Consider the following 22,449-nt stretch of genomic DNA (forward strand, 5'->3'; position numbering starts at 1 on the left):
GGTCATTACGTGGAAGGTAATTGGTTTCATTCCCTCGTGCGGCGATACCTGCGGCATCGAAACGCCAAGCCAAAGGAATAGTCAGATGAACGATTTCAACCGGATCGCCGAGGCCTACATCGCCGCCTGGAACGCAGAGGTCGGCAGCCGCAGCGTGTTGATCGAAGCGGCCTTTACCGTCGACGTCGCCTATCGCGACCCGATCATGCAGGGTGACGGGCATGCGGGCATCGGCGGCTTGATCGCCGGCGTTCAGGGCCAGTTTCCTGGTTTTCGCTTCACGCTCAAGGGCACGCCGGACGGCTTTGCCGACACGATCCGCTTCTCCTGGGCGCTTGGCCCAGATGGCGACGAATCCGTGATCGAGGGCACCGACGTCGGCCTCATCGAGAACGGCCGGCTGAAACAGGTCACCGGCTTTATCGACAAGGTGCCGGCGCAATAGGCCCGGTCGATCGAAAACAGCCATGGAGGGGCGCGGTGCGGTCACGTCGTCGCGCCCTTGATGGCGGGATAGAGACGCCGATAGCTCTGGTAGGCTTCGTCGTAGGCCGCCACAAAAGCCGCTTCGGGCGCGATCGTTTCCGCCGTTTTCGGTGCATGGCAAATCGCGACTGGGTCGGCGCCGGTCGCCGCGATCAGGCCGAGACGCGCAGCACCGAAGGCGGCGCCGAAATCGCCATCAGCAGGCAGATCGACCGGCAGGTCGAGCGCGGTCGCGATCGACTTCAGCCAGTAGCGCGAACGCGATCCACCACCGATCGCCGTCACCCGCGAAAGCGTCGTGCCGGCGGCACGCAAAGCTTCGAGGCTGTCACGGATGGCGAAGGAAACGCCTTCCATGACCGCCTGCGTCAGCACTACCCGGCTGCTCTCGTGGCCGAGCCCGGCAAATGCGCCGCGGATCGTTGCATCATTGTGGGGCGTGCGCTCGCCGGAGAGATAGGGAAGGAAGGTCACGCCGCTTGGCGCCTTCAGCGTATCGCCGAGCTCGGTGCTGAGGTCGGCGGCGCTGCGACCGGCGATTCCGGAATACCAGTTGAGCGCATCGGTCGCCGACAGAATGACACCCATCTGATGCCAGGTATTCGGCAGAGCGTGGCAGAAGGCGTGAACGGCGCTTTCCGGATTGGGCAGGTAGCTTGCATTGGCGGCAAACAGCACACCCGACGTGCCCAATGAAACGAAAGCATGGCCTTCGCCGACGGTGCCCATACCGCAGGCAGACGCCGCATTGTCGCCCGCCCCCCCGGCAACGACGACGCCGGCATCCATGCCCCAGCGTGACGCCAGCTCGGGCCGGAGCCCGCCCGCCCGATCCGTGCCTTCGACGAGATCCGGCATCTGCCGTTCCTCCATGCCGGTGGCCGAAAGCAGGCTTTCTGACCAGCGGCGCTTGGCCGTATCGAGCCAAGCCGTGCCGGCCGAATCCGACATCTCGGACATATGCTCACCCGTCAGCCACAGGCGCAGATAGTCCTTCGGCAACAGCACCCACCGCACCTTGGCAAAGAGATCCGGCTCGTTTTCACGCACCCATGCGAGTTTCGGCGCGGTGAATCCGGGGAAGACGATGTTGCCGGTGATGGCGCGGAATTGCGGCTCGGCATCGAGCGCCGCTGCCTCGCGAAAACTGCGGGTGTCGTTCCAGAGGATGCAGGGCCGCAGCACCTTGTCGTCGGCGTCAAGCAGCGTCGCGCCATGCATCTGGCCGGAAAGGCCGATGCCGCGCACGGCGGCAAGGGCTGAAGGATGTGCCGCCTTCAGGCCTGATATCGCCTCCTCGGTAGCCCTGATCCAAGCGGCCGGGTCCTGCTCCGACCAACCGGGATGCGGCCGCGAGACGTCGAGTGCGCCGGATGCCGAACCGACAATACGCTGATCGCCATCCATCAGCATCGCCTTGACGCCCGACGTGCCGAGATCCAGTCCAAGATACATGCGTGCCTCCATTGGGCAATTCCGGGGAAAGCGTGCTACGGTTTTCCGTCAGGAATTGTGTAAATTCAAAGCATTACACCGGTTCGACCGGCAGGTTGTCTTTGAGGAAAATGTCGATGCGGATGCGTTCCTGCGCCTCTATCATCGAGAGCCCATCGGCGCGGGCCTTCAGCACGCGAATGGCGCTGCGCACCTCGTGACCGGCATCCTGGTTGAGCAGCGCATCGATGGTACCCGAAACGAGTGCAGCACGACTGTACGGCGTCAATTCGTGCGCGATCGCGCAGATCTCGGACTGACGTCCGGCCTTCTCCAGCGCCGCGATCAGGCCGCGGTTGCCGGCGCCGAGGCTGTAGATGCCGGTAAGGTTCGGATGCGCGGCGAGCAGATCCTGCACCAGATTTTCGACTTCCGACGGGTCATCGTGGCCCTCGACCACGGGCAAAAGCTGCCGCTTGGCGGCACCTTCATTGACGGCAGCGCTGAAACCCTCAAGCCGATCCCGATGGTCTCGCACCAGCATCGATCCGGCGACGATGGCAACGGGCCCGTCGCGGCCGCCGACAAAACGCCGCATCAGACTGCCGGCCGTGCGTCCGGCGGCAATATTGTCGACGCCGGCGAAATGCTCGCGCTCGGAGCCGGTCAGGTCGGACACGAGGGTGACGACGGCAATGCCGTCCTCGCGAAGCCGCCCAACGGCCGCAACCACTTCAGGCGCTTCGACGGCAACGACGGCAACGCCGGCCGGTCCGCGTCGGCGCGCTTCGTCGAGCGCATCGGCCAGCGCCGATGCATCGAAGGCGGGAACGGAGAGGATGCTGACATCGGTCCGCTCGACGGCGGAGCGGGCCATTGCGGACTGGACCTCGGCCTCGAGCCCGCGCATGAAGGCGTTTTCGCCTTCGGGCAAAATGAAGATCAGCGGATAGCTGCGGCTCTTGGCAAGGTTGGCCGCCGCCACGTCCCTGATATAACCGAGCGTCGCGATCGCGCGCTCGACCTTGTCGCGCGTGACCGTCCGCACACCCGGGCGATTGTTCAAAACCCGGTCGACGGTCGCAAGGCTGACGCCTGCTTCTGCAGCGATGTCGTGGACTGTAGGGCGCATCATTTCCTCCCGCAAACTGCCTTAGAGGAATTTTTGATGTACGTAAATCAAAAACACGCAAGGAAAGACCGGCCGCTGTTTTCGCTGGCTAAAAACGCTTGCTGAATGCTTGCGTGAAAGTGACCTCGCCGTGGCCCTTCCCGGCCTCGGCAAGCACCACATCCATGAAGCCGTCGGTCACGCGCACGAGCGCGAAACCGCCCATATAGGCCGCCTTCGGCTTGAACAGATCCAGCCCTTCGCGGCGATAGATCATCGCGGTTTCGTGCTGATGGCCGTGAAAGAGACCGATGACATTATAGCCCTTGACGGCATCAACGAGCGCCTGCCGCTCGCCAGGACTCCACCAATGCGGCGGGCCATTGCCCTGGTCGTCGAAGGTCCTGGCGGCAGCGTCCCAGACCTCCGTCGAGAAGGCATCCCAGCCATAGTGCTGGAACAGGATCACCGGTCGGCCGTCAGCGGCATAGGTTGCCAGATCCTGCTTCAGCCACGGCAGCGCATCCACCGCACCCTTGCTGACGTCGCCACCGAAGCGTTGGAGCTGAACGAGATGCAGCCCGCCCCAATCCCAGGAATAGCAATCCGACAGCGGGTCGTAGTTCGTCACCGGCACCGGAGGCTTGTAGAACACCGACTGCCGATGATTGAGCTCGACATAGTCGCGCAGTTCGCGGCGATACCAGTCGACATGCGGCGGCGGCCCGTCCTGGTCGAGGTCATGGTTGCCGAGCCCGACATAGACGGGGAAGTGCACGCGGTCGGCACCCGGTCCTTCCTGATAGCGGCTCGAAAACTGCTGCAGCTGCCGTCCCTCACGCGGCTGGCGCACCTGTCCGCCGCCGTCATCGGTCACGTCGCCACCGAGCACAAGACCGAGCGGCCGGCCGATCCGCCGGCCGGTGCTGCCGAGCCCGCTTGACTGACCGCCGACGGTTTCCGGCCAGTGCATCGCCGGCAGGGCATTGAGCGCTGCCACGTGGCGAAGCAGATTCGCGTCGGTCTTGCCTTCGGCCGCACAGTTCGGCGCAAGGCCCTCGGTCGAGACGAGGCAGGCGTGGATATCGTTCGAAAACAGGAAGGTAGCATCGATGGGCGGGCGTCCGGCTGCGCGCATGGGCGTGGCCAACAGTGTCGCGCCGATGCCGGCGGCGGCGGCAAGGAAGGAGCGCCTGGAGATGCCGAAGTGTTGGTATGCCCGCATGAACGGCCCCGTTTCCAACCCGGCCAGGTGCCGGATCGTCGATCAGGGTTCGGCCGGACGTTGCTTTCCGGCCGGATTGTGCCGCAACACGAAGACGGCGTAAACCGCGCGTGGGCCTAGTGCCCGCCGCCGCTGGGTCCGACGCCCTGCGGTTTCTTGATCATCATCACACCCAGGATCAGCGACAGGAACAGCACGGTCAGGATGACGAAGATATCGCCGAACGACAGGATCATCGCCTGCTTCTGGGCCATCGCCGCAAGCTGCTTGATGGCGATCGAAGCACCATCGAGACCATGGGCGTTGAAGGTGGCGGCCATGTTGTTGAACCGCTCCATCGCCTCGGGGTTGCCCCACTGGATGTGTTCGGAGAGCCGGGCATAGTGCAGATCCTGGCGCTGGGTCAGGATGGTGTTGATCACCGCCAGGCCAACAGCGCCGCCAAGGTTGCGCGTCAGGTTGAAGAGGCCGGATGCGCCGCGCATGCGTGCCGGCGGCATGGTGCCGAGCGCGATGTTGTTGATCGGCACCATGCACAGCATCAGCCCGACGCCGCGCAGGATCTGCGGAATGAACAGCTCGTAGAAGTCCCAGTCAGCCGTCAGATGTCCGATGATCCAGGTGCCGCTGGCAAAGCTGGCAAAGCCGATGGTCATCAGCACGCGCGGATCGAGTTTGCCCGACAGGAAGCCGGCGACCGGCGCCGTGAAGAACATGGCTAGACCCGAGACAAACATCGTCTCGCCGATCATCAGTGAATCGTAGCCGCGGATGCGCCCGAGATAGAGCGGGTAGAGATAGGTGAGACCATAGAGCCCGATGCCCATGACAAAGGAGAACATCGAACCGAAGGCGAAATTTCGGTTTGAAAACGCCCTGAGGTCGACCACCGGGAATTCCACCTTGAAGGCCCGGTAGAAGAAAATCACCGCGGCGATCACGGTGGCGACGGCACCCATGACGATATGCTCGTCGTTGAACCAGTCGTTGGCGTTGCCTTCTTCCAGGACATATTCGAGCGAGCCGAGGAAGATCGCCATCGAGGCGAGCCCCCACCAGTCGAACTTCTTGAACAGACCAAGCTCCGGCTTGTCGAAATCGATGAAGGTCCAGGTCAGCGTCGCAACGATGATGCCGGGAATGACATTGACCAGGAACAGCCAGTGCCAGGAGAAGGCGTGGCTGAGGTAGCCGCCGACGGTCGGGCCGATGGTCGGCGCGAGCGTGGCGATCAGACCGATGATCGGCGAAACGATGTTGCGCTTCGACGGCGGAAAAATGGTGAAGGCAGCCGCAAAGACTGACGGAATCATGCCGCCACCGATGAAGCCCTGGATCGCCCGGTAGACGATCATCTGGTCGATATTGGTGGCTGTGGCGGCGAGCGCGCTTGCCGCGGTGAAACCCGCAGCCGATACCGAAAACAATACCCGCGTCGAGACGATACGCGCCAGCGTGCCCGAAAGCGGGATCATGATGACTTCGGCAATGAGGTAGGAGGTCTGCACCCAGCCGATTTCGTCGGAGCCGGCCGACAGGCCGGCCTGGATTTCGGCAAGCGATGCCGAAACGATCTGGATGTCGAGGATCGCCATGAACATGCCGACGACCATGGCGAAGAAGGCGATCAGCCTTCTCGGGTCCATATGTTCTTCGACCTTCGGTGCGGCTGCCGCCACCGAGCCTGCTGTTGCCGTTGCGGCCATCTGAGCCACTCCCTGCGTGTAAAGGCGCATCGGCGCGTTCAAAAGAACACGCCGGCGCGTCAGGCCCGATTACTTCGTGGCGGCGACCTTGGTCTCGTCGGGCGCCGTGCGCGTGTCGACATCGACGACGACGCTCAAGCCCGCCCGCAGATGGCCTTCCGCCAGCACATCGGCCGGCAGCGTGATGCGCACCGGCACACGCTGGATCACCTTGGTGAAGTTGCCGGTGGCGTTTTCCGCCGGCAGCAGCGAGAACACCGAGCCGGATGCCGGCGCGATCGAGGCAACCGTGCCTTCGACCGCGTGCTCGTCATAGGCGTCGATATGGACCTTGACCTTCGAGCCGGGGACCAGATGGGCGATCTGCGTCTCCTTGAAGTTGGCGTCGATATAGAGCTGGTCGACAGGCACGAGCGCGGCCAGTCGCTGGCCAGCGGAAACGAGGTCACCGACCTGGACGGCGACGTTGCCGATGACGCCGTCATAGGGCGCCTTCAAGACGGTGAAGCCGAGGTCGCGGTTGGCCTTGTCACGGGCAAGTTCGAGCGAGCGGATCTGGCTTTCCGCCTCTGAGCGCTGCGCCTGCAGCACGGTGATGTTGGCGTTCGCAGCCGCGATGTTGGCATCGGCGCCGGCAAGGTTCGCCCGAGCCTGATCCAGAGCCACGTCGGCATTGTCGCGCGAAGCAACGGTGCCGACGTCCTTGGACTGGAGGTCGCTCGCGCGCTTCTGCGCGAGTTCGGCGCCGCGCACCGTTGCTTCGAGAGCGTTCTTCTGGGCTTCGGCCTGGGCAAGGCTCGCCATCGCCCCTGCGATCTGCGCGTCGAAACGGCTGAGCGCCAGCTTCTGGGTGGCGATCTGGGCTTCGGTCTGCTCGGCCGCGATACGGTAGTCGCCGTCATCGAGCGTGACCATGGGATCGCCGGCCTTCACCTTCTGGTTGGCGACGACGTCGACCTTGGCGACATAGCCCGACACTTTCGGAGAGATCGTGGCAATGTCGCCTTCGATATAGGCGTCATCAGTCGAAACCATGAAGCGGCCATTGGTCCACCAGTCATAGCCATACCAGCCGGCGCCAGCGAGCGCGACAAGGCCGAGAACCGGCAAGATCGGGCTGCGCTTCTTCTTTTTCGAAGCGGCCTCGACAGCAGGCTCTTGCACCGCTGCCGGCGCCTCGGCAGTCGCCCCCTCGGCCTCGGGCTCGGCCTCATGGGTCTGCGGAACTTCAAAATCCTCGCCGACAGGGCGAACGCGAGCGGCGCTGGACGTTTTGGATGCGGACATGGATACCGGCCTGGTTAATGAGGGGTGACTGAACTGAACCGTTCGGTTCGATCGAAGCTTGACTTAGTCGCTTTGACGTCGCATATCAAGAGGGAATCGAACCGGGTAGTTCGATGGACGAGAATTAATGCGAACGGGACGGGTGCAGACGGCAATCATGGAACCAGCAAAGACCGAGCAAAACGAGACCTTCCGGCCTGATAACGGCGCGGACGACCAGCTTGGTCCCGGCAGCGGACGCCATGCGGCGGGTGAAGACCCTGCCAAGCGCCAACAGATTCTCGAGGGCGCGCGGCGGGTCTTCATGAGCCAGGGCTTCGACGCCGCCAGCATGAACGATATCACCCGCGAGGCCGGCGTCTCGAAGGGCACGCTCTACGTCTACTTCGAAAACAAGGAAGACCTGTTCAAGGCGCTGATCATCCAGGGCAAGACCCTGGTGATCCAGACCGCCAAGCATGCACTCAACGACCACGAAGACGTCGAGGAGGCGCTCTACGATTTCGGCGTCACCCTGACGAGCAGCATCACCTCCGAGGCCACGATCCGCTCCATGCGCATGGTGATCGGCGTGATCGACCGGATGCCGCATCTGGCGGAACGCTTCTTCAGCGAGGCGCCCGAAAACGGCTATACGGTCCTCAAGACCTATCTCGACCGGCAGGTTCCAACAGGCACGCTCGACATCGACAACACGGAAGTAGCGGCCAGGCAGTTCATCGAGATGGCCCAGGCCGGGCTGTTCAAGCACCGCCTGTTCGGCGGAATGTGCTCGGCGCCGCCGCGAGAGCAGATCGAGGGCACGGTTGCCGCGGCCGTCCGCGTCTTCATGGCCGCCTATGGACCGAAGAAGAAGACGGACTGAGCCAAGCCAAGGGGCTCATTCGTTCGGGCTAGCCTTCAATCCAGCAATTGCGATCAAGCACGCCTTGCGGCAAGACCCTATGAGCATGGGCTGTCTGCCACGGGAGTGAACATGAGTGCTATCGGAAGGGCGATCTGGTTCATCGAGAGCCATTTCGCCAGGGATATATCGCTGGAGGAGATCGCCGAGGCTGCCGGCCTTTCGCGCTTTCACCTGTCGCGCGTCTTCGGACTGGTGACCGGTCGCTCCATCAGCGCCTATATCCGTGCGCGGCGGCTGAGCGGCGCCGCACGAAACCTTGCCGACGGCTCGTCCAGCATTCTCGCGGTGGCCCTCGAAGCGGGCTACGGCTCGCACGAGGCTTTCACCCGTGCCTTTCGCGAGCAGTTCGGCGTCACGCCGGAGACCGTGCGCAAGCAAGGGCACCTCAGCAACATCGCACTGACGGAGCCTATCAGAATGGACGACACCCGCCTCCTCAAACTGGACCCACCGCGCTTCGAAGACAGCCCGCCTTTGCTTTTGGCCGGCCTTGCCGAAACCTACGCCTATGGCCGCACCGAAGGCATTCCCTCGCTGTGGCAGCGCTTCAATACCCACTTCGGCAACATCCCCGGACAGAAGGGCAACGTCGCCTACGGCGTCTGCAGCCAGAGCGATGGCGAAGCCGGGACATTTCGCTATATGGCGGCAGCAGAAGTCGACGACGCCGGCGCCCTGCCCGCCGGCTTTACCACCATGAAGCTGCCGAAGCAGCGTTACGCCGTGTTCCTGCACCGCGGCCATATCTCGTCGATCGCCACGACGGCGCACCATATCTTCGGCACCTGGCTGCCGGAGTCCGGTCTTCAGCATGGCCAAACGCCTGATCTCATCGAGCGTTATGATGATCGTTTCGACCCGCATTCGGGCATGGGGGTGGTCGAAATGTGGATTCCGATCCAAGCGTAAACGGTAAAGCGCCGCCGCAAATGGCCGGCGGCGCTTGTCACTTTCGCAATGTTGCTTAAATACTGCCGCGATTCTTGCGCGACGACGCGCCACCGAAAAAGGAAAGATCGCCGATGCAGGGGATAATGTCGCTTGCCCAGGACCCAGCCGCCTGGGTCGCCCTCATAACACTGGTTGTCATGGAGGTGGTTCTCGGCATCGACAACCTGATCTTCATCTCCATCCTCACCAACAAGCTGCCGGCCGAACACCGCGAGAGGGCCCGCCGCATCGGCATTACCCTGGCGCTCGTCATGCGCCTCGCCCTGCTCGGCACCGTCGCCTGGATCGTCAAGCTGACCACGCCGGTGTTCGAGGTCTTCGGACACGGCTTCTCGTGGAAGGACATGATCCTGATCGCCGGCGGTCTTTTCCTCGTCTGGAAGGCGACCAAGGAAATCCACCATAGCGTCGATCCGAGCGACCACGGCGAAGACTTCATCGCTTCTTCGGCGATCAACAGCTTCGGCGCGGCGATCGGCCAGATCCTGCTGCTCGACCTCGTCTTCTCGGTCGACAGCATCATTACCGCCGTCGGCATGACGCCGCATCTGCCGATCATGGTCGTCGCCGTCCTAGCCGCCGTCACCGTGATGCTCGTTGCCGCGACGCCGCTTGCCAACTTCATCGAGAAGAACCCGACGATCGTCATGCTGGCGCTCGCCTTCCTCTTGATGATCGGCACGACGCTGATCGCCGAAGGCATGGGCCTGCACGTGCCGAAGGGCTACATCTACGCCGCCATGGCCTTCTCGGCGCTGGTGGAGGTTCTCAACATCGTGGCGCGCAATGCGCGGCTGCGAAAGAAGGCCGCCGGCAAGCTGCACTGAGGCGTTGCCACGAACAAAACTGGAAAGGCGGGGCCACCAGCCCCGCCTTTTCGTTGCGCCGAAAAAAGACCTGCATCACAGGGGATGCAGGCCATCTTGCTGCGGGCGTTTGTGAGAACGCTACAGCGCCGCGCGTCTTACGAGACGCGCAAAGGTCGCTGTCGCGCTTTGAATTGCTGCATGTTTTGATGCTTATATCGAATAGCATTTAAGGAAACATGCAGTGGCGCTCGACTGCCGTTTCGTTGGCCACGGGAAGAAATCGGAAAAATTCCCGTGTTCTCCGCCTTCGTCATGTCCGATTGGCACAGCCCGCGCCTCTCGAACGGATAACGCCTCATCCGGTAAATCGTTCCGGTTGCTTCAGGCGTCGGGACGTTGCCCAATCTCCACGAGGATGTTGCCGGGTATGACCATATAGAAGACATAGGCGCCATGCCGCTCTTCCGGTTCGGTGATGCGGATGCCGCTCGGCAGGATGCGCCGATAGGCATCCTCGACTGCCAATCGCTCGGGCAGCAGGAAGCCGATATGGTAGGTCTGAAGACCGAGGCTGACCTGGTCGCCACCGCCAAGCTTGGCGATCGGCGGGCTGATCACCAGCACCATGCCGGCATCGTCTGCCAGGCGATAAAAGGCATCCTTGCCGCGCGTTTCGACAAGCGTGAAGCCAAGATGTTCGATGAAGAATGTCGCCGTTTCGGTAACGACGGGGCTGTGAAGGTCGAGATGGTTCAGTCGCATATGCAGTCTCCGTGTTTTGAGAAACGCGGCGGACTGCGTCTGATCTGGATACACCCCGCCGCGGACCGATGCGGATGCATCGGAACCACGCCGCGGGTTCGAACGATCAGGTTCGAGCAGAGCTTCGCAACCGCTCGTACGGTGACGAAGGGACCGGGCTTACCATATCCGGTCCTGCCTTTTTCGACACGGGATGTGTAGCGCAGCCAAGCTGCGCCAGCAAGATCGCTGAGATCAGTTTTTCCCGGCGTCCGGATCCACCTTCTGCAACTCCTGCAGATAGGCGTCGAGACGATCAAACTTCTCTTCCCAGAAGCGGCGGTAGCTGTCGAGCCAGCTGTTGACGTCGCGCAAGGGTGCCGCTTCGAGCCGGCAGGGGCGCCATTGCGCCTCGCGGCCGCGGCTGATCAGCCCGGCGCGCTCGAGAACTTTCAGATGTTTTGAAACCGCCGGCAGGCTCATCTCGAACGGCTCCGCCAGTTCGCCGACAGAGGCCTCGCCGAGAGAGAGCCGGGCGAGAATCGCCCGGCGCGTGGGGTCGGCAAGGGCTGAGAGCGTGGTCGACAGGCGATCTTCCGGCATTTCCTAAAAAACCTTTCAGTTAAATAACCTCACGGTTCAATATAACCAGCCATCGGCAGTGTCAACAAAAACCGGCGTGATCCACTTTCCGTTGACATGCTCCATGTTCTATGGTCTCACGCGAGCCGACTGGAATAGCCCGCCGATACCGCTGGTGCGGCACCCCTACGGGCCTTTCCTTCCCATAAAATGCGCGCCCGGCGGCCGGACTTGTCTTCCGGCAAGGGGCGAGAAGCACGTCAAACGGGCAAAGACCATGGCAGATTCAGCAGTTCGGGTACGCATCGCACCCTCCCCCACCGGCGAGCCGCATGTCGGCACCGCCTATATCGCACTGTTCAACTATCTCTTCGCAAAGAAGCACGGCGGCACCTTCATCCTTCGTATCGAGGATACCGACGCCACACGCTCGACGCCGGAGTTTGAGCAGAAGGTTCTGGATGCGCTGAAATGGTGCGGGCTCGAATGGTCGGAAGGCCCTGACGTCGGCGGCCCCTATGGCCCCTACCGCCAGAGCGACCGCAAGGACATCTATCTCGACTACGTTCGCCAGATCGAGAACAACGGCCACGGCTTCCGCTGTTTCTGCACACCGGAACGGCTCGAACAGATGCGCGAGGGCCAGCGCGCCGCCGGCAAGCAGCCGAAATATGACGGCCACTGCCTGAGCCTGACAGCCGAAGAAGTGACCCGCCGCGTCGATGCCGGCGAGCCGCATGTCGTGCGCATGAAGATCCCGACCGAGGGCTCCTGCAAGTTCACCGACGGCGTCTATGGCGACGTCGAGATCCCGTGGGATTCGGTCGACATGCAGGTGCTGCTCAAGGCCGACGGCATGCCGACCTACCACATGGCGAACGTCGTCGACGACTACCTGATGAAGATCACCCACGTCGCGCGCGGCGAGGAGTGGCTGGCCTCCGTGCCGAAGCACATCCTGATCTATCAGTATCTCGGCCTGACGCCGCCGGTGTTCATGCACCTGTCGCTGATGCGCAATGCCGACAAATCGAAGCTGTCGAAGCGCAAGAACCCGACGTCGATCTCCTACTACTCGGCGCTCGGCTACCTGCCGGAAGCGCTGATGAATTTCCTCGGCCTGTTCTTCATCCAGATCGCCGAAGGCGAGGAACTGATGACGATGGCCGAGCTTGCCGAAAAGTTCGACCCCGACAACCTGTCGAAGTCGGGCGCGATCTTCGACATCCAGAAGCTCGACTGGCTGAACGGCCGCTGGATCCGCGAGAAGCTGAGCGACGACGAATTCCTCGGCCGGGTGCTTGCCTGGGCGTCCGAGAACGATCGCCTGAAGCAGGGCCTGAAGCTGTCGCAGTCGCGCATCTCCAAGCTCGGCGAACTGCCGGCCCTTGCCGACTTCCTGTTGAAGTCCGACCTCGGCCTCGAGCCGGCGGCCTTCGCCAAGATCAAGTCGAGCCCGGAAGAACTGGTCGAGATCTTCAACACGGTACAGCCGGATCTGGAAAAGATCCTCGAATGGAACAAGGAAACGATCGAAGCGGAACTACGCGCGATCGCCGACCGCATGGGCAAGAAGCTCAAGGTCGTGCTGGCACCGCTGTTCGTGGCGGTTTCCGGTTCGTCGCGGTCGCTGCCGCTCTTCGACAGCATGGAACTGCTCGGCCGCTCGGTCGTGCGCCAGCGGTTGAAGATTGCAGGCCAGGTCGCCGCCTCGATGGCCGGCAGCGGAAAGTAAGGACAGGACGATGAACGACAAGACCGAAACAACAGCCCTCTCCTCCGATGTGACGGAAGTGCGCGCGCAGAAGCTGAAGCTGCTCCGCGAACAGATCGGCGACGTCTATCCGGCGCATTTCCACCGCACGATGACCAATGCCGAACTTGCGGCGAAGTACGAGAACCTGGAGCTGGACACCGAGACGCAGGACGTCGTCACCGTCGCCGGCCGCGTCTACTCGTCGCGCAACTCCGGCATGTTCATGGATATCCATGATGCCTCCGGCAAGATCCAGATCTTCAGCCACAAGGACACCACGCCTGAAGACGCACGCGCACTGCTGCCGATGATCGACATCGGCGACATCATCGGTGTCACCGGCGTCGTGCGCCGCACCAAGCGCGGCGAACTGACGATCAACGCGCAGACGATCACCATGCTGACGAAGTCGCTGCTGCCGATGCCCGAAAAATGGCATGGCTTGTCGGATATCGAGCTGCGCTACCGCAAGCGCCACCTCGACATCATGACCAACGAGGAATCGAAGCTGCGCTTCCAGCAGCGCAGCAAGATCGTTTCCGGCATCCGCCGCTTCATGGAAGACGACGGCTTCATGGAAGTCGAAACGCCGATGCTGCATTCGGTCTATGGCGGTGCGACGGCCGAGCCGTTCAAGACTCACCACAACACGCTGAAGCTCGACATGTTCCTGCGCATTGCGCCGGAACTGTATCTGAAGCGCACGCTGGTATCTGGCCTGACCGACAAGGTGTTCGAGATCAACCGCAACTTCCGCAACGAAGGCGTCTCGACCCGGCACAATCCCGAATTCACCATGATGGAATGCTACTGGGCCTATGCCGACTACGAGGACATCATGGACCTCGTCGAGCGGCTGTTTACCAAGCTCGCTCTGTCGATCCACGGCTCGACCGAATTCATGTTCGGCGACAAGGAAATCTCCTTCAAGGGTCCGTTCCGCCGCGTGCCGATGCCGGATGCCGTCAAGGAAGCGACCGGTATCGACTTCCTGGCGATGAAGACCGACGAGGAAGCCCGTGCGGCCGCCAAGGCTGCCGGGTTCGAAGTCGAGAAGGACTGGACCTGGGGCGAGTGCCTCGCCTTCATCTTCGAAGAAAAGGTCGAGCCGACGCTGATCCAGCCGGCCCACGTCACGCATTTCCCGAAGGACATCTCGCCTTTCGCCAAGGAAGTGCCGGGCGAGCCGCGCCTCGTCGAGCGTTTCGAGACCTATTGCAACACCTGGGAACTCGGCAACGCCTTCTCGGAGCTCAACGATCCGGAAGAGCAGCGCGCCCGCATGGTCGAGCAGCTGGAGCAGGCCCATGCCCGCGGCGAAAAGGCAAAGCAGCTCGATGACGAGTTCCTTGATGCCATCGACCAGGGCATGCCGCCGGCAGGCGGCCTCGGCATCGGCGTCGACCGCCTGATCATGCTTTTGACCAACGCGCCGTCGATCCGCGACATCATCCTGTTCCCGGCGCGCCGCAACAAGGCCGACTGATCAAAGTCATAACGGCACAAGACAAAGCCCGGCGCGATTGCGGCGGGCTTTTTTCATTTTCAATGATGGAGTGACAGCGCGCTGCGCGAGAACGGCGCTTCAGTGGCCTGCAGGCGCTTCGGCGCTCTCGACCTTGTGCTCTTGCGCCGTGGCGTCCGGTGCCGCCTCGCCCTCGACGGCGACAGCATTCGGATCGATGCAGGGCGACCGATCGTCCATGCCGGCCATCATGCCGCGGATGTCACCCACGGAAAGATCGATGGTGTTGCCATGAAAGAAGCCGGCCGAGTTTGCCGTGCCGTCATTGTAGGACGCGCGGAACGGTTCATCCATACCGGGCACGCTCTGCGGGCCCGGTGCAAAGAGAACTTGCGCGCCGATCGCCGCACCCCGAACCTGGGCGCGCTCTTCCGGTCCGGCCGCATCGAGAACGACCACCTGGTAAAGCTCGGCATTTTCCGTCTTGGAGAGAGCACCGACCACGCGAAGCGCCGTGCGCATGCGCGCTTCGCCGTCGGCACGATCCGTCTTGATGTGCATGCGGACCCAGCGCTGACCGTGATGGCCGAGCTTGATGGTTCTGACCAGGGTGCATTCGAGGCCGGAGGTGGCGGGCTTGGAAATCCGCTCCATCAATGCGTCGCGGCCGACATAGACGGCGGCAGCACCTGAGGCAGCCGACACGCCGAACGCCGCGGCGAGGATGACGACCAGCCTCTTCGATGGGCGCAAGTTGCCGAGAATAGCCTTCACGAGAATGGCTCCGCTGTCATTTCAGGAACTGTAACAAAAGCCCGAAGGCGCCTTGCAAGGATAGGCGCTGCACCTTTCAGAAAGTTTAAGCGCCGCGCGCCATAGACGAACGGGAAGAACAGAGGAGCTCGCCCAAAAGACATCTTCAGCTTCGACATCGGGCGTGTTCGATAGGGATCGAAGGGTGATTGACTTTCGCAGGCATCTTGCCTCCATTGCGACCCGTCAAACGCAAGAAAAAGAAAAGAAGAACACATGCACAAGGTTATCTTTGATACGGATCCGGGCATCGACGATGCGATGGCCCTCCTCTTCCTCCACCGCCACCCGGATATCGACCTCATCGGCATTACGACGGTCTTCGGCAACGCCTCGGTCGAAACGACGACGCGCAATGCGCTGTTCCTGAAGCGCGAGTGGGGCATTAAGGCACCGGTCGCAAAAGGTCTCGACAAGACCTTCAATCCGGATCGGCCGCATGTCGGCTGGCCGACCTTTATTCATGGCGATGACGGCCTCGGCAACATCGACGTGCCCGAGACCATCGACCTGCCCGTCGATCCCCGCCCGGCGCACCGCTTCATCATCGACACCGTCCGCGCCAATCCCGGCGAAGTGACGCTGATTGCCGTCGGTCGCATGACCAACCTGGCGCTGGCACTGCGCGAAGATCCGGATTTTGCGCCGCTGGTGCGCGAAGTGGTGATCATGGGCGGCGCCTTCGACGTCAACGGCAACATCACGCCGGCCGCCGAAGCCAATATCCATGGCGACCCCGAGGCAGCCGACGTCGTCATGACGGCGCCGTGGCCGGTTACGGTCGTCGGTCTCGATGTCACCACCAAGACGGTGATGACCAAGGCCATGCTCGCCGACATCGCCGCACGCGGCGGAGCGCCGGCACAGCTGCTCTCCGACATCTCGCAGTTCTACATCACCTTCTACGAGCAGCATGTGCCTGACGGTATGGTCGTGCATGACAGCTGCGCCTGTGCCTATGTCGTGGCGCCGGACCTGTTCAAGGTGCGCAGCGGCGTCATCCGCGTCGTCTGCGGCGGCCTTGCCGATGGCCAGACGATCCAGAAGCCCGACAGCCGGCTGTTCCCGCCGAGCCCGTGGGACAACCTGCCGAGCCAGAAAGCTTGCATCGACATCGATGCAGCGAAAACCCTGAAGTTGATCGGCGACACGCTGGCGCTGCACGACTGATGTCACCCCGAACGGACCGGCTTGTCCAACCGTTCGAAAAACTTTGCTGCGATAGCTGGCGGACATGCGTTCGCCGGCTATCTTTATGGCCATGAAACCGGACGCCCTGCTCTATCCAGCCCCGAAAGGTCTCTATTGCGAGATCGGGGATTTCTACATCGACCCGGTGCAGCCGGTCGATCGCGCCCTGATCACCCATGGCCATTCCGACCACGCTCGCGCCGGCCACGGTCAGGTGCTCGCCACCCGCGAAACGCTCGATATCATGCGCATCCGCTATGGCGACGGTTTCTGCGGCACGAGCCAGGCCGTTGCCCTGGGCGAGACGATGGTCGTCAACGGCGTCGAGGTGCGTTTTCACCCCGCAGGCCATGTGCTCGGCTCGGCGCAGATTTCGGTGATGGCGAAGGGCACGCGCATCGTCGTCTCGGGCGATTACAAACGACGCCGCGACCCGACCTGCCTGTCGTTCGAACCGGTTCCATGCGACGTCTTCATCACCGAGGCCACCTTCGGCCTGCCGGTCTTCCACCACCCGGACGACCGCACCGAGATGCAGAAGCTGCTGACGTCGCTGAAGCAGTTTCCCGAGCGCACCCATGTGGTCGGCGCCTATGCGCTCGGCAAGGCGCAGAGGGTGATCGCCCTTCTGCGCGAGCAGGGCTACGACCAGCCGATCTACATCCACGGCGCCTTGCAGAAGCTCTGTGATTATTATCGTGGCGAAGGCATAGATCTCGGTGAAATCCGCCCGGCGACGCTTGCCGCCGACGAGAAGCAGGATTTTTCCGGCACCGTCGTCATCGGCCCGCCCGCAGCCTTCGCCGACCGCTGGGCGCGGCGCTTCGTCGATCCCCTGGCGATCTTCGCTTCAGGCTGGATGATGATCCGGCAACGGGCCAAGCAGCGCGGCGTCGAGCTGCCGCTGGTGATCTCCGACCACTGCGACTGGCCAGAACTGACGCAAACGATCCGTGAGATCGGCCCGGCGGAAGTCTGGGTTACCCATGGCCGCGAGGAGGCGCTGGTGCGCTGGTGCGAGCTCGAAGGCATCGCCGCGCGACCGCTGCATCTCGTCGGCTATGACGACGAGGGAGAGTGAGCGATGAAGGCCTTCGCCGAACTGCTCGACCGCCTCGTGCTCACCCCGCAGCGCAACGCCAAGATCCGGCTGCTGGCGGATTATTTCCGCACTACATCTGATCCGAGCCGCGGCTATGCGCTCGCCGCGATCGCCGGCACGCTCTCGCTTGCAACCGTCAAGCCGGCGATGATCCGTGACCTTCTGCTCGAACGCATGGACGAGGTGCTGTTCCGCTATTCCTACGATTATGTCGGTGACCTTGCCGAGACCGTGTCGCTGGTCTGGGAGCCGCCTGCAGGCGTGGTGCTCGACGACATTCCGCTCGGCGACGCGATCGAAAAGCTGCAGGCGACCGGCCGCGCCAATGTGCGCAGTGTCGTTCGCGACATGCTCGACCGGCTCGACACATCGGCGCGCTTCGCCTTCCTGAAACTCGTGACCGGCGGCCTGCGCATCGGCGTCTCCGCCAAGCTCGCAAAGCAGGCTCTGGCCGAGATGGGTGGAAAGGACGTCAGCGAAATCGAAACTCTCTGGCACGGGCTCGCTCCGCCCTATCTGCCGCTCTTCCAATGGCTGGCGGGAGAGGCGGAAAGGCCGGTGCTTTCGACGCCCGCCGTCTTCCATTCGGTGATGCTTGCCACTCCTGTCGGCGAAGGCGACCTCGACGGGCTCGACCCGAAGGATTTTGCCGCCGAATGGAAGTGGGACGGCATCCGCGTGCAGCTCGCCAATATCGGTGGGACCACACGGCTCTACTCGCGCAGCGGCGACGAAATCTCCGGTGCCTTCCCTGATGTGCTGGAGGCGGCCGACTTTTCCGGCATCATCGACGGCGAACTGCTGGTCGGAGGCACCGCCCGCACCAACCGTGCCACCCGGACCTTTTCTGACCTGCAGCAACGGCTGAACCGCAAGTCCGTCAGCCGCAAGATGCTGGACGAATACCCCGCCTTCATCCGCGCCTACGACGTGCTCTTTGCGGGCGAAACCGACGTTCGGGCGGAGGGTTTCCTGGCACGACGGGCGATATTGAGCGACCTTGTCGAACGGGCCTCGCCGCAGCATTTCGACCTGTCCCCGCTCGTGCCGTTTTCCTCCTGGGAGGAACTCGACCAGCTCCGATCCGATCCGCCCGATCCCGTCATCGAAGGCATCATGCTGAAGCGGCTGGATTCGCCCTATACCGCCGGCCGCGCCAAGGGTCCCTGGTTCAAATGGAAGCGCGCGCCCTTTAACGTCGATGCGGTGCTGATGTATGCGCAGCGCGGCCACGGCAAGCGCTCCAGCTACTATTCCGATTTCACCTTCGGCGTCTGGACTAAGATCGACGGCACGGAAACGCTGGTGCCGGTGGGCAAGGCCTATTTCGGCTTTACCGATGCCGAACTGGAAATTCTCGACCGCTTCGTCCGGGATAATACCATCGAGCGCTTCGGCCCGGTCCGGGCCGTGCGGGCCGAACCCGATTTCGGCTTCGTCGTCGAGGTCGCCTTCGAGGGGCTGAACCGGTCGACCCGGCACAAGTCGGGCGTTGCCATGCGCTTTCCCCGTATTGCACGGCTGCGTCAGGACAAGCTCCCGCATGAGGCCGACCGGCTGGAGACCTTGCAGGCGATGATCGATGGCAGATCGTGATCGACTGCATAATTCCTTAAATCGGATCCGGTTTAAGGATAAAATTATGTAGCAAATTTAAAGCGTTACAGCGTCCTTCGCGCGTCTTATTTGACGCACGGCGCTGTAAAGCGCGGAACCGGCGCGATCGATCGGCGTTTGAGCTATTCGAACGCACGCAAGGAGATGCGACATGCCTGCAAAATCCAAGGCACAGCAAAAGGCGGCCGGTGCAGCCCTTGCCGCCAAACGCGGAGACATGAAGAAATCCGAACTCAAGGGCGCGTCACGCGAAATGGAAAAATCCATGACCGAAAGCGAGCTTGAAGAACTTGCGGAAACCAAGCGCAAGAAACTGCCCGAGCGGAAGACGGCAAAATGACCTCCCGGCAAGCATAAAAGCCGGAACTAAAACACAATTGTTAATACCAATTTGGGATCATCCCGGTCGTTTCGTATCATTCGCACACCGCCGGGGTGATCTTGTGCTTGCCAGACATATCTTCCACCTCGGGAAGAAGAAACTTTCCAGAGTTCTGACGCCGAACTACCTTCCCGCGATCATCGCCTCTTTCGTTGTTCTCGCGGCCGGCATTCTTGCGGACAATCAGAACCAGGTGGTCTCCGAAGCCCGCATGCGATCTCAAGTCGCCGACGAGCTCAACCCGATCCGCTCCAAACTCGAGGCCAGCATCAACGGCAATATCCAGCTCGTACGGGGCCTGATCGGCACCATCGTGACCGAACCGGGTATGGACCAGGAGCGTTTTGCAGCTCTTTCGCGCAGCATCTTCACAGAGCGCTCGCAGCTGCGCAGCATCGCCGCGGCGCCGAACCTCATCGTGCGCATGGCCTATCCCTTGCAGGGCAATGAAAGGGCGATCGGGCTCGATTACCGCAAGAACGATGCCCAGCGCGCCGCCGTCATGAAGGTAAGGGACACCGGCAAGATGGTTCTCGCCGGCCCGGTGGATCTCGTGCAGGGCGGGCGCGGACTGATTGGCCGCTTCCCGGTATCGATCGATGCCGGCGGAGGCAGCAATCGCTTCTGGGGCATCGTCTCTGCCGTCATCGATGTCGATCGTCTCTACAATGACAGCGGTCTCCTCTCTTCCAAGCTGGGCATTGATATCGCGATGACCGGCCGCGACGGGACGGGCAGCAGTGGAACGGCCTTCTTCGGCGACCCCAAGGTTTTTGGTCAGGCGCCGGTTGATATGACCGTCCTGCTTCCCGGCGGCTCCTGGCACATCGCCGCCGTTCCCAAAGGCGGCTGGCCGCACACGCCCCGCAATGCCTGGTTCATCCGCGCGCTGATCGTTGCCGGCGGCCTGATGATCATCCTGCCGATGCTGCTGACGGGCCGGCTGATGAGCGAGCGGCAGAACAATATTCGCGCCCTCAGGCACAGCAAGGCGCAATTGCAGGAACTGTCGCACCGCCTGAAGATCGCGCTCGACAGCTCGCAGATCGGCATCTGGGAACTCGACATCGCCAGCGGCAAGCTGCTCTGGGACGAGCGGATGAAGGAGCTCTACGGAAAGACCGGATCGGTGCGCAAGGCCTATGACGACTGGAAGACGACCTTGCATCCCGACGACATTGACCGCGCGGAAGAGGAGTTCGCCGAAGCCCTTGCGGCGGGCAGCGCCTACAATTCCGAGTTTCGAATCCGGCTACCGGATGACACCATCCGGCATATCCGCGCCATCGGCTCGACCTATGACGGCGCCGATGGGCGCAAGAAGATCGTCGGCGTCAACTGGGACGTGACCGCCGACATCAAGACCCGCGCAACCCTGTCGGAAGCCAAGCGCCAGGCCGAGGCGCACAGCGCCGAACTGGAGGCCGCGCGCTACCGCATGGAGTTCAATGCCCTGCACGATCCGCTGACCGGCCTGCCGAACCGGCGCTTCCTCGACCAGGTACTCGCAGACAGAAGCCATCACTTCGAAGCGGAGGCAAGGCTCAGCATCTTTCATATGGATCTCGATCGCTTCAAACAGATCAACGACACGCTGGGGCATGCGGCCGGTGACGAAATCCTGCGGCATGCAGCCGAACTGCTGCGCACCAACGCCAAGGAGAAGGACTTTGTCGCTCGCATCGGCGGCGACGAATTCGTCCTCGTCCGCCCGGAGGACAGCGCCGAGCCCGACGCCCGGCTGGCGTCATGCATCATCGAGGCAATGAGCGTTCCGGTTCGCTACAAGGACCAGGAATGCCGCATTGGCGTCAGCATCGGCATCGCGGCGCAGACCAAGCCGACCGACGACCTGGCGCAGATCCTCGTCAATGCCGACATCGCCCTTTACGAGGCCAAGCGCCGCGGCCGCAATCGGCACGAGACCTTCACCGGCGACCTGAAGACTGCCGTGTTCAAGACCAAGCAGACCGCCGACGAGATCCTTCGCGGTCTGGAACACAAGGAATTCATCGCGCATTTCCAGCCGCAGTTCTGCCCGAACACGCTTGAGGTCATCGGCGTCGAGGCGCTTGCACGTTGGGACCACCCGACCAAGGGATTGCTGGGTCCCCACACCTTTCTCAAGACCGCCGAAGACATCAACGTCGTCGCCTCCATCGACCAGGCGATCCTGGAGCAGGCGCTGTTCCAGATCTATCGCTGGGAGGCCAATGGCATCCACATCCCGAAGATCTCGGTCAACCTCTCCTATGCCCGCCTGCACGACGAGGGGCTGATCGGCCGTCTCGAACAGCTGCAGATCCCGCGCGGCCGCCTGTCCTTCGAGTTGCTGGAATCGATCTCCTTCGACGAGAGCGACGTCACGGTGCTGTCCAACATTCGCCGGATCAAGGAACTCGGCATCGATATCGAGATCGACGATTTCGGCACCGGCTATGCCTCCATCCTCAGCCTGCTGAAGCTGACCCCGCGGCGCCTGAAAATCGATCGCCAGCTGATTTTGCCGATCCTGAACTCGCCGGCCGAAAGGCGCCTCGTCGAATCGATCATCGATATCGGCACCTCGCTCGGCATCGAGGTGATCGCCGAGGGCGTCGAAACGCTCGAGCACGCCCGCATTCTGCAGGAGCTCGGCTGCCACGGCCTTCAGGGCTATGCCTTTGCCCGGCCGATGAGCGCCAACGATCTTGCGACCTTTGTTTTCGAGCGTAGGTGGCAGGCCGCCTGACGCCACCTTCGGTCGGCTGCGACAGTTCGGCGCGCGCTCGAGCTGGCCAAAAATGACGCGATCTCACATTTTTCCCGCCATCGAGGCTTGGCAGCCCCCGGGAAAATCGTCATAAAAACATACGGCTGTTACCGCTATGCGGACCATGACGGC

19 protein-coding genes are annotated in these 22,449 nt (G+C 62.4%); 11 read left to right on the forward strand and 8 right to left on the reverse strand.

Annotated elements, in window-relative coordinates; translation table 11 throughout:
* Positions 1–85: 85 nt before the first annotated feature.
* Positions 86–445 (forward strand): nuclear transport factor 2 family protein, encoded by a 360-nt coding sequence (locus J3R84_RS15625; RefSeq protein WP_025424907.1) that lies wholly within the window; start codon positions 86–88, stop codon positions 443–445.
* A gap of 41 nt (positions 446–486) precedes the next feature.
* Here the strand turns inward: J3R84_RS15625 and xylB are convergent, their stop codons facing one another.
* The 5 genes from xylB to J3R84_RS15650 all read right to left on the reverse strand — a co-directional run bounded on the left by xylB (position 487) and on the right by J3R84_RS15650 (position 7,249).
* Positions 487–1,941, reverse strand: a complete 1,455-nt coding sequence (xylB, locus tag J3R84_RS15630; protein ID WP_025424908.1) for a xylulokinase — start codon at positions 1,939–1,941, stop codon at positions 487–489.
* A 73-nt stretch (positions 1,942–2,014) separates the two neighbouring features.
* A complete protein-coding gene (locus J3R84_RS15635; RefSeq protein WP_025424909.1) occupies positions 2,015–3,052 on the reverse strand; it encodes a LacI family DNA-binding transcriptional regulator in 1,038 nt (345 codons plus the stop codon).
* Positions 3,053–3,140: 88 nt separating this feature from the next.
* On the reverse strand, positions 3,141–4,256 hold the full coding sequence (locus J3R84_RS15640; RefSeq protein WP_025424910.1) for a metallophosphoesterase: 1,116 nt from the start codon (positions 4,254–4,256) through the stop codon (positions 3,141–3,143).
* Positions 4,257–4,372: 116 nt separating this feature from the next.
* Complete coding sequence (locus J3R84_RS15645; protein ID WP_203529249.1) at positions 4,373–5,962, reverse strand: DHA2 family efflux MFS transporter permease subunit; 1,590 nt, start codon at positions 5,960–5,962, stop codon at positions 4,373–4,375.
* Positions 5,963–6,031: 69 nt separating this feature from the next.
* Positions 6,032–7,249 carry an HlyD family secretion protein gene (locus tag J3R84_RS15650; protein ID WP_203529252.1) on the reverse strand — a complete coding sequence of 406 codons (1,218 nt, stop codon included), beginning with the start codon at positions 7,247–7,249 and terminating at the stop codon, positions 6,032–6,034.
* 157 nt (positions 7,250–7,406) lie between these two features.
* On the opposite strand from J3R84_RS15650, the gene J3R84_RS15655 reads away from it, so the two are divergent.
* The 3 genes from J3R84_RS15655 to J3R84_RS15665 all read left to right on the forward strand — a co-directional run bounded on the left by J3R84_RS15655 (position 7,407) and on the right by J3R84_RS15665 (position 9,934).
* Complete coding sequence (locus J3R84_RS15655) at positions 7,407–8,114, forward strand: TetR/AcrR family transcriptional regulator (protein ID WP_025424913.1); 708 nt, start codon at positions 7,407–7,409, stop codon at positions 8,112–8,114.
* Between the two features lie 111 nt (positions 8,115–8,225).
* Positions 8,226–9,065 carry an AraC family transcriptional regulator gene (locus J3R84_RS15660; RefSeq protein ID WP_025424914.1) on the forward strand — a complete coding sequence of 280 codons (840 nt, stop codon included), beginning with the start codon at positions 8,226–8,228 and terminating at the stop codon, positions 9,063–9,065.
* A gap of 113 nt (positions 9,066–9,178) precedes the next feature.
* Positions 9,179–9,934, forward strand: a complete 756-nt coding sequence (locus J3R84_RS15665) for a TerC family protein (RefSeq protein WP_203529254.1) — start codon at positions 9,179–9,181, stop codon at positions 9,932–9,934.
* Positions 9,935–10,297: 363 nt separating this feature from the next.
* Here J3R84_RS15665 and J3R84_RS15670 read toward each other — a convergent pair whose 3' ends face one another.
* Together J3R84_RS15670 and J3R84_RS15675 are read right to left on the reverse strand one after the other, a co-directional pair.
* On the reverse strand, positions 10,298–10,678 hold the full coding sequence (locus J3R84_RS15670; protein WP_025424916.1) for a VOC family protein: 381 nt from the start codon (positions 10,676–10,678) through the stop codon (positions 10,298–10,300).
* Between the two features lie 234 nt (positions 10,679–10,912).
* On the reverse strand, positions 10,913–11,260 hold the full coding sequence (locus J3R84_RS15675) for an ArsR/SmtB family transcription factor (protein ID WP_025424917.1): 348 nt from the start codon (positions 11,258–11,260) through the stop codon (positions 10,913–10,915).
* Positions 11,261–11,516: 256 nt separating this feature from the next.
* Here J3R84_RS15675 and gltX point away from each other — a divergent pair, with 256 nt between their 5' ends.
* Together gltX and lysS are read left to right on the forward strand one after the other, a co-directional pair.
* Positions 11,517–12,974, forward strand: a complete 1,458-nt coding sequence (gene gltX, locus J3R84_RS15680; protein ID WP_057210080.1) for a glutamate--tRNA ligase — start codon at positions 11,517–11,519, stop codon at positions 12,972–12,974.
* 10 nt (positions 12,975–12,984) lie between these two features.
* Positions 12,985–14,481, forward strand: a complete 1,497-nt coding sequence (lysS, locus tag J3R84_RS15685; RefSeq protein ID WP_025424919.1) for a lysine--tRNA ligase — start codon at positions 12,985–12,987, stop codon at positions 14,479–14,481.
* A gap of 99 nt (positions 14,482–14,580) precedes the next feature.
* Here the strand turns inward: lysS and J3R84_RS15690 are convergent, their stop codons facing one another.
* Complete coding sequence (locus J3R84_RS15690; RefSeq protein WP_025424920.1) at positions 14,581–15,234, reverse strand: hypothetical protein; 654 nt, start codon at positions 15,232–15,234, stop codon at positions 14,581–14,583.
* Positions 15,235–15,489: 255 nt separating this feature from the next.
* On the opposite strand from J3R84_RS15690, the gene J3R84_RS15695 reads away from it, so the two are divergent.
* From J3R84_RS15695 to J3R84_RS15715, 5 genes are all read left to right on the forward strand, one after another.
* On the forward strand, positions 15,490–16,443 hold the full coding sequence (locus tag J3R84_RS15695; protein WP_025424921.1) for a nucleoside hydrolase: 954 nt from the start codon (positions 15,490–15,492) through the stop codon (positions 16,441–16,443).
* Positions 16,444–16,534: 91 nt separating this feature from the next.
* Positions 16,535–17,545, forward strand: coding sequence for a ligase-associated DNA damage response exonuclease (locus tag J3R84_RS15700; RefSeq protein WP_038576510.1), 1,011 nt, complete (start codon positions 16,535–16,537; stop codon positions 17,543–17,545).
* A gap of 3 nt (positions 17,546–17,548) precedes the next feature.
* Complete coding sequence (locus J3R84_RS15705; RefSeq protein WP_025424923.1) at positions 17,549–19,162, forward strand: cisplatin damage response ATP-dependent DNA ligase; 1,614 nt, start codon at positions 17,549–17,551, stop codon at positions 19,160–19,162.
* 172 nt (positions 19,163–19,334) lie between these two features.
* Entirely contained in the window at positions 19,335–19,523 is a 189-nt protein-coding gene (locus J3R84_RS15710; protein ID WP_025424924.1) for a DUF3008 family protein, read from the forward strand.
* Between the two features lie 103 nt (positions 19,524–19,626).
* Positions 19,627–22,296, forward strand: coding sequence for a bifunctional diguanylate cyclase/phosphodiesterase (locus tag J3R84_RS15715; RefSeq protein ID WP_025424925.1), 2,670 nt, complete (start codon positions 19,627–19,629; stop codon positions 22,294–22,296).
* The last annotated feature ends 153 nt before the right edge of the window (positions 22,297–22,449 follow it).

The sequence above is a fragment of the Ensifer canadensis genome (assembly GCF_017488845.2).
Classification (GTDB): domain Bacteria; phylum Pseudomonadota; class Alphaproteobacteria; order Rhizobiales; family Rhizobiaceae; genus Ensifer; species Ensifer canadensis.

Bases quoted from the DNA above. Each gene is read 5' to 3' on its own strand.
- J3R84_RS15625 (WP_025424907.1), top strand. From the start codon at position 86: ATGAACGATTTCAACCGGATCGCCGAGGCCTACATCGCCGCCTGGAAC.
- xylB (WP_025424908.1), bottom strand. From the start codon at position 1,941: ATGTATCTTGGACTGGATCTCGGCACGTCGGGCGTCAAGGCGATGCTG.
- J3R84_RS15635 (WP_025424909.1), bottom strand. From the start codon at position 3,052: ATGCGCCCTACAGTCCACGACATCGCTGCAGAAGCAGGCGTCAGCCTT.
- J3R84_RS15640 (WP_025424910.1), bottom strand. From the start codon at position 4,256: ATGCGGGCATACCAACACTTCGGCATCTCCAGGCGCTCCTTCCTTGCC.
- J3R84_RS15645 (WP_203529249.1), bottom strand. From the start codon at position 5,962: ATGGCCGCAACGGCAACAGCAGGCTCGGTGGCGGCAGCCGCACCGAAG.
- J3R84_RS15650 (WP_203529252.1), bottom strand. From the start codon at position 7,249: ATGTCCGCATCCAAAACGTCCAGCGCCGCTCGCGTTCGCCCTGTCGGC.
- J3R84_RS15655 (WP_025424913.1), top strand. From the start codon at position 7,407: ATGGAACCAGCAAAGACCGAGCAAAACGAGACCTTCCGGCCTGATAAC.
- J3R84_RS15660 (WP_025424914.1), top strand. From the start codon at position 8,226: ATGAGTGCTATCGGAAGGGCGATCTGGTTCATCGAGAGCCATTTCGCC.
- J3R84_RS15665 (WP_203529254.1), top strand. From the start codon at position 9,179: ATGCAGGGGATAATGTCGCTTGCCCAGGACCCAGCCGCCTGGGTCGCC.
- J3R84_RS15670 (WP_025424916.1), bottom strand. From the start codon at position 10,678: ATGCGACTGAACCATCTCGACCTTCACAGCCCCGTCGTTACCGAAACG.
- J3R84_RS15675 (WP_025424917.1), bottom strand. From the start codon at position 11,260: ATGCCGGAAGATCGCCTGTCGACCACGCTCTCAGCCCTTGCCGACCCC.
- gltX (WP_057210080.1), top strand. From the start codon at position 11,517: ATGGCAGATTCAGCAGTTCGGGTACGCATCGCACCCTCCCCCACCGGC.
- lysS (WP_025424919.1), top strand. From the start codon at position 12,985: ATGAACGACAAGACCGAAACAACAGCCCTCTCCTCCGATGTGACGGAA.
- J3R84_RS15695 (WP_025424921.1), top strand. From the start codon at position 15,490: ATGCACAAGGTTATCTTTGATACGGATCCGGGCATCGACGATGCGATG.
- J3R84_RS15700 (WP_038576510.1), top strand. From the start codon at position 16,535: ATGAAACCGGACGCCCTGCTCTATCCAGCCCCGAAAGGTCTCTATTGC.
- J3R84_RS15705 (WP_025424923.1), top strand. From the start codon at position 17,549: ATGAAGGCCTTCGCCGAACTGCTCGACCGCCTCGTGCTCACCCCGCAG.
- J3R84_RS15710 (WP_025424924.1), top strand. From the start codon at position 19,335: ATGCCTGCAAAATCCAAGGCACAGCAAAAGGCGGCCGGTGCAGCCCTT.